Source organism: Streptomyces lushanensis (genome assembly GCF_001700515.1).
In the GTDB taxonomy this organism is placed as follows: domain Bacteria; phylum Actinomycetota; class Actinomycetes; order Streptomycetales; family Streptomycetaceae; genus Streptomyces; species Streptomyces lushanensis.
On the sequence record NZ_MAUD01000694.1, the window covers coordinates 1 to 258 of the forward strand.

The following is a 258-nucleotide window of genomic DNA, read 5'->3' on the forward strand; positions in this document are numbered from 1 at the left end:
ACCGCGTCCGGCTGTCTGGCGGGGACCGCGCCCGCACCCGGCGCACCCGATCCGGCCGGCGCGGTCCCCGCCAGACAGCCGGACGCGGTGACGGACTTCTCCGGCGGCCCGCAGCAGATCAACCAGCAGATGACCGACGCCGAGGTGACAGAAGACCAGCTGGCCAAGAGCAACGAGCCCCAGTTCACCGGTGCCCTCACCGCCAAGAAGCAGGGCGAGCAGCACTCCGCCACCGCCCCCGGCGAAGCCCGCGGCGCG

General features: G+C 74.0%; 1 protein-coding gene. It reads left to right on the plus strand.

Annotation, left to right across the window (positions count from 1 at the left end; genetic code table 11):
• On the plus strand, positions 1–258 hold a 258-nt coding region (locus BFF77_RS37655; RefSeq protein WP_245704078.1), incomplete at both ends, for a hypothetical protein.